This is a genomic window from Chthoniobacterales bacterium, from assembly GCA_036569045.1.
Lineage (GTDB): Bacteria > Verrucomicrobiota > Verrucomicrobiia > Chthoniobacterales > JAATET01 > JAATET01.
On sequence record DATCRI010000061.1, the window covers coordinates 1 to 9,568 of the forward strand.

5 protein-coding genes are annotated in these 9,568 nt (G+C 67.3%); 3 read left to right on the forward strand and 2 right to left on the reverse strand.

Annotated elements, in window-relative coordinates:
* Window positions 1-2,421 (forward strand): glycoside hydrolase family 9 protein (locus VIM61_11715; protein HEY8901069.1); only part of this gene is annotated, 2,421 nt, incomplete at its 5' end.
* A gap of 79 nt (window positions 2,422-2,500) precedes the next feature.
* On the opposite strand, the gene purU is transcribed toward VIM61_11715, so the two are convergent.
* The gene (gene purU / locus VIM61_11720; GenBank protein ID HEY8901070.1) at window positions 2,501-3,361 is read right to left on the reverse strand and encodes a formyltetrahydrofolate deformylase; all 861 of its coding nucleotides are present in this window, start codon (window positions 3,359-3,361) and stop codon (window positions 2,501-2,503) included.
* 109 nt (window positions 3,362-3,470) lie between these two features.
* Between purU and VIM61_11725 the strand changes: the two genes are divergently transcribed.
* The gene (locus VIM61_11725; protein HEY8901071.1) at window positions 3,471-6,494 is read left to right on the forward strand and encodes an MSEP-CTERM sorting domain-containing protein; all 3,024 of its coding nucleotides are present in this window, start codon (window positions 3,471-3,473) and stop codon (window positions 6,492-6,494) included.
* Window positions 6,495-6,778: 284 nt separating this feature from the next.
* A complete protein-coding gene (locus tag VIM61_11730) occupies window positions 6,779-6,967 on the forward strand; it encodes a hypothetical protein (protein HEY8901072.1) in 189 nt (62 codons plus the stop codon).
* On the opposite strand, the gene VIM61_11735 is transcribed toward VIM61_11730, so the two are convergent.
* The coding region (locus VIM61_11735) for a bifunctional fucokinase/fucose-1-phosphate guanylyltransferase (protein ID HEY8901073.1) at window positions 6,964-9,568 on the reverse strand (2,605 nt) is incomplete at its 5' end. The genes VIM61_11730 and VIM61_11735 overlap by 4 nt on opposite strands.

Below are 9,568 nucleotides of genomic sequence, written 5' to 3' on the forward strand. Positions count from 1 at the left end.
CCCACTCCCACTCCCACTCCCACTCCCACTCCCACTCCCACTCCCACTCCCACTCCCACTCCCACTCCCACTCCCACTCCCACTCCCACTCCGGGATCACCAAATGTCACAGTCGTGGTCGGCAGCGTCACCGTGACCTTCAAGGTCACCAACGACTGGACGAGCGGCTTTCAGGGAGACGTCTCCATCAGGAACAACGGCACGACCGCGCTGAACGACTGGCAGCTCGGCTTCAATCTGGGTCGCACGATCAGCACCATCTGGAATGCCCGTCTGGTCAGTCAGTCGGGCGGCGCTGCCGTGATCGACGCCTCGACGATCGCCTGGAACAAGAACATCCCCGCCGGCGGCACCGTGAGCTTCGGCTTCACCGCGGCCCCTGGCGTCCTCACCACGCCGCCCTCCGGATTCACATTCAGCGCAACCGGCTCGACGAACCCCACTCCAACGCCCACTCCAACGCCCACTCCCGTCCCCACGCCGACACCAACTCCTTCCCCGACACCCGTCCCAACGCCAACGCCAACGCCAACGCCAACGCCAACGCCAACGCCAACGCCAACGCCAACGCCAACGCCGGGCGCGTCGCCGAACTACGCAGAGGCACTCCAGAAATCGCTCTTCTTCTACGACGCCCAGCGCTCCGGAAAACTTCCCGCGAATTTCCGCATCAACTGGCGAGGGGACTCAGCACTCACCGATGGCTCCGATGTCGGCGTCGATCTTAGCGGCGGATTCTACGACGCCGGCGACCACGGAAAATTCGGCCTGCCCATGCTCAGCACGATGACGCTGCTCGCCTGGGGCGGCCTGGAATATGCCGACGGCTTCACGGCCTCGGGCCAGCGCGCCCAGCTCCTCAGCACGATTCGCTGGGGCACGGACTGGATTCTCAAGGCTCATCCCAGCGCGAATGTCTTCTACGGTCAGGTCGGCAAGGGTGACCTCGACCACGCCTATTGGGGTCCTCCCGAGACGATGACCATGGTCCGCCCCGCCTATGCGGTGACCGCGGCGAAACCCGGGAGCGAACTCGGCGGGGAAGGCGCGGCCGCGCTCGCCGCCGCGTCCCTGCTCTTCCGGCAGGACGACCCTGTCTATGCCGACACGCTTCTCGCGCACGCCCGGCAGCTCTTCACCTTCGCGGATACCTACCGCGGCACCTACACCGCGGCGATCACGGATGCCGCCAGCTTCTACAACTCCTACTCCGGCTACACCGACGAGCTCGTCTGGGGCGCCGCCTGGCTCTATCGCGCCACCGGCGAAGTCGCCTATCTCCAAAAAGCCGAGTCGCTCTACGCGCAGTATTACACGAATGCCTCGCTCCGCTGGACCCATAACTGGGACGACAAAACCTACGGCGCGAGCGTCCTCCTCGCCCAGCTCACGCGGAAGGCGATCTACATGACCGCCGTCGAGCACTTCCTCGACTACTGGAGCGTCGGCGACAACGGCGCGAAGATCGCCACCACGCCAGGCGGCCTCGCGTGGGTCAGCCAATGGGGCTCCCTGCGCTACGCGGCGAATACCGCCCTGCTGGCCTTCATCTACAGCGACACCGTGCGCGACGTCGGCACGCGCTATCACGACTTCGCAAAGAAGCAGATCGATTACGCGCTCGGCGTGAATCCGGTGAGCCGCAGTTACGTCGTCGGTTTCGGCAACAACCCGCCGCGAAATCCGCACCACCGCGGCGCGCATGGCTCGTGGGCGAACACCATCGAGAGCCCGACCGACAATCGCCACGTCCTCTACGGCGCGCTCGTCGGCGGCCCCGCCTCCGCCAGCGACACCGACTACGTGGACGACCGCAGCAACTACGTCACCAACGAGGTTGCCCTCGACTACAACGCCGGCTTCACCGGCGCGCTCGCCCGACTCGTCCGCGAAAAGGGCGGCACGCCGCTCGCGAACTGGCCGCAGCCCGAGACGCCCGATGACGAGTTCTTCGTCGAGGCCTCGATCAACCAGCAGGGCAGCGGCTTCACCGAGATTCGCGCGCTGTTGAACAACCGCTCCGCCTTCCCCGCGGCCGCCTCGGAATTCCTCGCGTTCCGCTACTACGTCGACCTCACCGAGGCGCTTGCCGCCGGCATCCAGCCCTCGCAGATCGCCGTAACCTCGAGCTATAGCCAGGGCGGAAGAGTCTCCCCGCTTCAGCCCTACGACGTGGCGCGGAAGATCTACTACGTCGAGGCGGACTTCACCGGCACGCTCATCACGCCCGGCAGCAGCTCCACGTATCGGAAGGAGATCCAGTTCCGCCTCAGCCTGCCGAGCGGCGCCCCCGCCTCGGCGTGGAATCCCGCAAACGACTACTCCTACCAGGGCCTCGCCGCCGGCAATGCGACTCCCGCGAAGACCAGCCGCATCCCGGTCTTCCAGCAAGGCGAGCGCCTCGGCGGCACCCTCCCCTGATTTCTTTTCACCACCAAGACACGGAGACACCAAGGATTTCAAAGGCCTTCTTGGAGCCTTGGTGTCTTGGTGGTGAAAATCAGTCCCGAAACACGATCGTCTTCGCCCCGTGCATCAGCACGCGATCCTCGACGTGGTAGCGCACGCCGCGGGCCAGCGCGAGGCGCTCGCAGTCGCGCCCGAGACGGCGCAGATTCCCAAGGTCGTGGAAGTGCTCCACCCGCACGACCTCCTGGTCGATGATCGGCCCGGCATCCAGTTCGGCAGTCGCGTAATGGCACGTCGCGCCGATGAGTTTTACCCCCCGTTCGAAGGCCTGCCGATACGGATCCGCTCCCGCGAAGGCCGGCAGGAACGAATGATGGATGTTGATCACGCGGCCACGAAACTGCTCGCAGAACCACGCCGGAAGAATCTGCATGAAGCGCGCCATCACGATCACATCCGCGCGCGCCGCCTCGCATTGCCGCGCGATCTCGTGGAAGGCCTCCTCCTTGTTTGCTCCGGTCATCGGCACATGGAGAAACGGCACGCCCTCCGCGGCCGCAATCTCCTCACACACGCGATGATTGGAAAGGATGAGCGGCACCGCCGCCGGCAATTCGCCGAATTTCCGTCGCCACAGGAGATCGGTTACGCAATGCGTCTCCTTGCTCGCAAGGATCACCACGCGTTGCGGGTTTCCAATTCTCCGCAGCGACCATTCGGCTCCCACCTCCGCCGCGAAGGCGGTAAAGTCGCGCTCGAGCAGCGCCATATCGCCGGAGCCCGCGATGGACTCGATCCGCAGGCGCGCAAAGAACCACCGACTCGCGACATCGCTGTAACTATGGGCCTCCGCGAGGTTCAGCCCATGCGCGGCAACGAGGCCAGTCACCCTCGCCACCAGGCCGACGGCATCCGGGCAGCTCATCCTGAAAACCAGTCCTTCCTCGCTCATGTCGATCTTTCCATAACCGTCCCTCCCGCACCGCAACCAGCGCGAAGTTCATCGAAAGTTCACCGCGAGTTCATTGGGAAATTCAAGCCCTGTCCCCTAAACTGCGCCCATGGACGAATCCGCGCGCTCCGCTCCGACTGCTGAAGTCACCGCCGTCACGATCCCCCCGGCCGCACGCTGGATTTTCCGCCCGCGGCAATCCCTGCTTCTCCCGCCCGGCGCGACTTCGCCGCTCATGCTTCTCTGGGTCTGGCTCCTCCCGCAGGCGCTTCTGCTCTTCCTGAACTTCCAGGCCTGGAGCCTCGCGGTCGGGGAAATGGACCCCGGCAATCGCACCGCGGCCCTCTCGCTGTTCGCTCTGGAACTGGCGCTCCTTCTCGGCGGTGCGGCGTTCCTCGTCGAGCGAAGCGTGCGCCGCCGACAGATCCCGCGTCTCGCCGGGCTCGTCTTCGTTCTCGCGACCTCGATCTTTCTCGCCGTCGTCCTGCTCCATGGGGAAAGCGCGATCCCTCGCTCGCTGCGCCAATGGATCCTTCCGCCCGACCAGTGGCTCTACAAGCAGTTCGCCCTCGTCGCCCCCGGAGCGCTCTACGGCGCGTTCCGACTGCTCTGCCCGGATCGCGAGGGCAACTACCTCGGCGGCGTGGCGGTCAGCATTGCTGCGTTCGTCTCGCCATTTGTTTTCATCCTGCTCGCCATCGGCAGCGGCGCCATGCAGGGGCTCCTCGGGATCAATTCTCACATCCTCCCCTACCTCGGCATTCCGCTCTATCTCACAGCGAGCACCCTCGCGATGGGGGCGGTCCTCCGCGTGTGCATGAGCATTTACGTGGCGGTCCGCAAGGCCGCGCCCCTCGCGCTGATCGGCGTCTCCGCGCTCATCGCCCTCGTCCTTCCGCTTGGCGGGCTGGCATTGAACGCCCGCATTCCCTTCCCCGTCGATTTCCAGATTCCCACGATCTACGCGCTGGCCGTGATCAACGGCCTGGTCCTCATGCTGCCAAACCTCGCGCACCCGCTGGCCCATCGCCTCGTCTGGCTCGCCCAGTGCGTCTGCTTCCCGTTCACCGCGTATTTCTTCGCGGTCTTCCTGCCCGTGCAGCCCCTCATGCCGCTCGCCACGATCTTTCTCGGTCTCGGCCTGCTCATGGCTGTCCCGTCCGCGCTGTTCCTGCTGCACGGCTACCGCATTCTCGACGGTGCACGCGCCGAGATGCGGGACGGTCCGCGCTGGCGCCCCGTTGTGCTTGCGATCGCCGCGATCGCCCTCGGCCCCACGCTCCTCACGGCAACGATTCTTCGCGACCGCCACGCGCTCCATCAGGCGCTCGATTACCTCCAGTATCCCGACTACTCCGCGAACCGCTCGTATCCCAGCGACCGCGCCGCCCTGCGCACCGCGTTGCTGAACCTCCGCGATTTCAAGGAGGGCTACTACCTCCCGTTCTACTCGGAATTCTACAACTGGCTCGCCTTCGACAACCTCCTCCTTCCCGAGGCGAAGCTCGCGGAGACCTACCAGGCCTTCTTCGGCGAACCGCTGCCCAAGCCCACCGCCCGGCCCTCGATGCAGGCGCCATTTCTCGATTTCGGCCGCCGCCCGGCCCGCACTGCGCAGGAAGTCCTTACCGGCCCCGCCGGCCGGGCGCCCGCAGCCGACGCCGTCGCGGAATCCCTCCGCACGCAGATCACCACGGCGCCCGGAGAAGTGCGCGCCCTCGCCCAGCTTACGGTCCGGAATTCCACCGCCAGCGCCACGGAATACCGCACCACTTTTCGCGTGCCCGCCGGCGTCACAATTACCGGCATGTGGCTGACCATCGGCGCCGAGCGCGTGCCCGCCCGCCTTTTCGAGGAACGCGCCGCACTCTGGGTCTATCAAAAAATCACCGAGGCGACCGTGCCGCAGGATCCCGCCATTCTCCGCTACGTCGGACCGGACACCGTCGAGCTTCGCGTCTTCCCCGTAGATCCCCACGCCACCCGCTTCGTCGAGATCGCGTTCGCCTATCCCGACAATCTCGCTCCCGCGATCACCATCGCCGAGCGATCGCTCGAGCTTCCGCCCGCCCGCTCGACCGCGATGGTGGCCGGCGCCGGCGTCGCCTGGATTCCCTCGGCCGCCCTCGCCGCGATTCCCCAGCTCCACCGCGTTCCCACGCCGCATCTCGTCATCGACACCTCCCGCGACTCCGCGCTGCGCGATCCCGCCACGCTTGCGAAGGCGCTTCGCTCCGCCCTCGACGCCTTCCCGACCGCGCCGTCCGCCCGCATCACCTTCGCGAATTTCAACACCCGCGATTTCCGCAACGGAGCCGCCATTCCCGTCGCCGAGCTCCGTGACATGCTTCCCGCCACGCTGCTGAAGGAAGCCGGTCCGTTCGAGGGCGGCCTGCTCGCCGGCCCCGCCATCAAGGAAGTCCTCGTGCGCCAGGATCAGCTTCCGCTCGCCGAAGCCGCCACCAGCTTCCCCGCGGTCGTGCTTCTGCGAGGCTCTGTCGGCTCCCTCGCGGACGACTCACTCGCCGCCTTCGCCGCACTGCTCCCCGACCAGCCCTCGGTCTGGCGACTCGATTCCGGCGCGACGACACCCACGCTCCAGCCGCTCGACCCCGCCCTTGCCGCTAACAGCGTCCGCCCGGTGCACCTCCTCCAACGGGATGGTCGCCGCACCGCCGTCTGCGCCGACGCTCCGGCATTCCTCGTCGCGAACACCGCAGACAACTCCGGCCCCGTCACCATCTACGATTCCGCCCGCCGCGACTTCGTTCCGCTCGCCGCGGCCGAGGCGGCGCCGGCCGACCTCGCCGCCGCCAGCCCCGCATGGACGCTGGCCCATGAACGCGTCTTCGCTCCCGCGCAGGCCGGCGCCGACTCCCTCGGACGCCTGCTCACCCTCGCCCGCGAGGCCAGCATTCTCGCGCCATCCACCGCGCTAATGGTCGTCGAGAATTCCGCGCAATGGAAGATGCTCGCGATGACGGAAAAGAAGACGCTCAAGGGCCACGAAAGTCTCGCCCTTAGAGAGACCCCATCCGCCACGCCCGAGCCCGGGACACTGGCCCTTCTCGGCCTCGCCGCTCTCCTCGCCATCGGCGCCAGGTTCCGCTCCCGCCGGCCGCAATCCGTGTGACAGCGCATTTGCGTTCGGATTCTCTCGGCGCCTGCACGCCAACCTTGCCGATGTCCGTTTAAGCCATTTCCAGGCCGCGCGCTTTCCGGAACTCATCCGTTTCTGGGACAAAGTTGCCGCCATCCGCGAAACAATCCCAGGGAAGAGCGTCAGATCATGGAATGCTCAGGCGAGCAGCGGGGACGGAAACTCTCCTCGTTCCTTTGTCCTCCCGATTTCTTCCGATTTTTAGCCGGTCGAGATTCCCCTTGGCATTTTCACGATGGCCGCGAAACACTGCGAACGTGGATCCCCGCCTGCTCGACCTCATTTGCTGCCCCGAGACGCATCAACCGCTCCGGCCAGCCACCGCGGAAGAACTCGCCCGGCTTGGCGAATCCGCCGCGCTCGTCCGCGAGGACGGCCTGGCCGCCTACCCGATTCGCGACGGCATCCCGCTCCTCGTCCTCGAGGAAAAACTCGCGCTCGGCTAGCTCCGCGTGACCTGCAGGCCGGTTTCGGAAAGGTCGAAATTCACGAAACGCGCCCGCTCGTTCGGCGGATTGTTCGTCAAGGTTTCCCGAATCCGCGCCGCAGCATCCGCGTCCTTCGCCAGCATCAGCAGGTAGCCGCCTCCGCCCGCGCCCAGCAGCTTCGCCCCGGCGAGCCAGTCGCTCACGCGTGCGAAGATTTCCGCCGTCTGGGGCGGATTCGTTCCCGCATCGAGCCGCTGGTTGAGCTCCCAGCTGCCGGCCACGGCCGCGCAGAGACCGTCCCAATCCTCGCGCTGGATCGTTTCAAACGTGCGATAGGCCTGTCGCTTGATCGCGTCGAGCACCCGGAGTTGCGGCGCGCGGTTCAGGAACATGCCCCGCACGACCTCCTTGAGGATGCCCTTCGCGACCCGGCGCAGGCCGGTGTAATAGAGCAGCACGAGCCGCCGATCGGCCGCCTCGGTGAAGAGCTGCGTCGGCAGCCAGCGCAGTTGCGGCCGCTGCCCGAGCCCGGCGGTGGTCTCGATCATCTTCAGCCCGCGGAAAATGCCGCCCGCCTGGTCCTGCCAGCCGCCGCCGGTCGTCATGAGCTGCTCGAGGGCGAGCGTGCGCTGGAAGAGTTCCCGCGCATCCCAGGCAAGCCCGCACGCCTCGCTGATCGTGCCCAGCAGCGTCGCGCCGAGGATGCTGCTCGTGCCGAGCCCCGAGCCCTTCGGCGTGGCCGCGAGCATGGAAATCTCGATCCCGCCGCCAAACGCCTCGAGGATTTCCTCGAGCGTGCGCGCACCGGTGAACCCCGAAAAGCGCGGCTCGAAGCCCGCCAGCGCCAGCGCCGCCTTCGGCAGCGAGAACGGATCGCCGACCTGGTCATACGAGCACAGCTCCGCAAGCGAAGTCACCCGCGTCTCCGCGCCGAGGTCGATCGATCGCAGCACGATCCCGCGCTCCATCGTCTGCCGCACGTAGGCCTGCGCCGGCGGCTGGCCGTTGAGATTCACCGCGAGGTTCACCACCGCGCCGCCATTCTTCAGGCAATACGGGGCCGCGTCGGACCAGCCGCCCGCGAGGTCGAGCCGGATCGGGCTGCGCCCCCACGCGATCTGATCCTCCATGAGCCGCCGCTCCGGCGCCGCCGGGCGCTGCGCCACGGCGGAGGCCACCGCATCCCGCAGCGCGTTGAACGCGCGATCTTCCTCCGCCTCCCATTGGGACTCGCCCCGGGCCCGCCGCACCGCCGCGCGGAAGATCGCCTCGTGCGCCGTGTCCAGCGCCGAGGAAAATTCTCCGCACTCCGCCGGCAACGGCGCCGGCGACTCCGCGTAAAGTTCCGCCGCGTGCGAGAGGTCGAGACCGTGAAAAAGATTCACCGCGCGATTGGCGAAGAGCCGCGGAATCGTCCGCACCTCCAGCTCCCGCCGTTGCGCGTGCAACCGCCGCAGGTTCGCCCGCTCGCCGATTTCCTGGGCCGAAATTCGCTCCGCCGCCAGCCAGCGCGCCGCGAAATCTCCCGTCGGCTCCGCCGCGAAAAGCCACTGCACAAAGTCGGAATCGGGCGCGGCCGGCAGCACCGGAAAGATCGGCGCCGTCTGGATGTCCGCCCCCGGCGCGATGCCGGCCGCAGCCAGGCCGATCCCGCGCCGCGCGAACCACTCCGGCGCCGGCGCGCCAATCCAGGCCGTGCCGGCTTCGCCGATGGGCCCCTTGAACGCATCGTCGAAGCCGTAGCTGCGCACGCACCATCCGTCCTCGCCGATCGGCACGAAATCCAGGCATACGCCCGCCTCGAGCGCGAAGGTCCACGGCCCCTCCGGGATGCCCGTGAGCACGTTCTCGGAGCGGATCGGCAAGTCGGCGGGCAGCGCGCAATTTTCGATCCAGATATTCCGCCCCGCCTCGGCGCGCCGGGCGAAGGAGAAGTCCGCGTTCAGCACGTAGGTGTCGGGATGCGGCCGCAGGCCCGGGTGGGCATCGCGCGACTGGTCGAGATTCGCATTCTGCAGCTCCGTGGCGGACTCGATCATCTGCCGCGACGTGCCGAAGTGGTGGAACCTCGCCTCCGGCAGCGCGACGACGGCTGCGGTGAGCGCGCCCACCTCCGCGTCAGGCTCGGTCGGCCGCGCACCCAGCCCGAGGCCGAGCTGCGCATAGAGTTCGTAGAAATCGGGCGCGCCGCCGGGAAACTCGCCGCGCGTGAAGTCGTAGCCGCATTTGCGCAGGAGCACGTCCACCGCGCGCGCGCTCAGCAGCCACATGCCCGTATCGACCAGGAAGAGATGCTCGCCCACATGCGTGCGGATCTCCGCCGGCGTCGGCTTCTGGAGAAAAAATTCCAGCTCCTGCGGAGCCGAGCGCATGGTGAAGAACACACCGAAATGCGAGGCCGTCTCCGCGTCCACCCACATGCCAAGGCCGAGCACGTCGGCCTCGGGCAGCTCCGGCAGCTCGGGTGCGAACCGCAGCAGCACGTCGCCGCTCGCCACGAGCACGCGGTAGGTGGCCGGCGCCTGCGCGAGCACGCCCTCGTAGGCGGGCGCCTGGAGGTCGAGCAGCGTCTGGTCGAGGCGCTGGCCCGTCGCCCATCGCAGCGCCGGCATCGGCAGG

Bases quoted from the DNA above. Each gene is read 5' to 3' on its own strand.
- purU (HEY8901070.1), bottom strand. From the start codon at position 3,361: ATGAGCGAGGAAGGACTGGTTTTCAGGATGAGCTGCCCGGATGCCGTC.
- VIM61_11725 (HEY8901071.1), top strand. From the start codon at position 3,471: ATGGACGAATCCGCGCGCTCCGCTCCGACTGCTGAAGTCACCGCCGTC.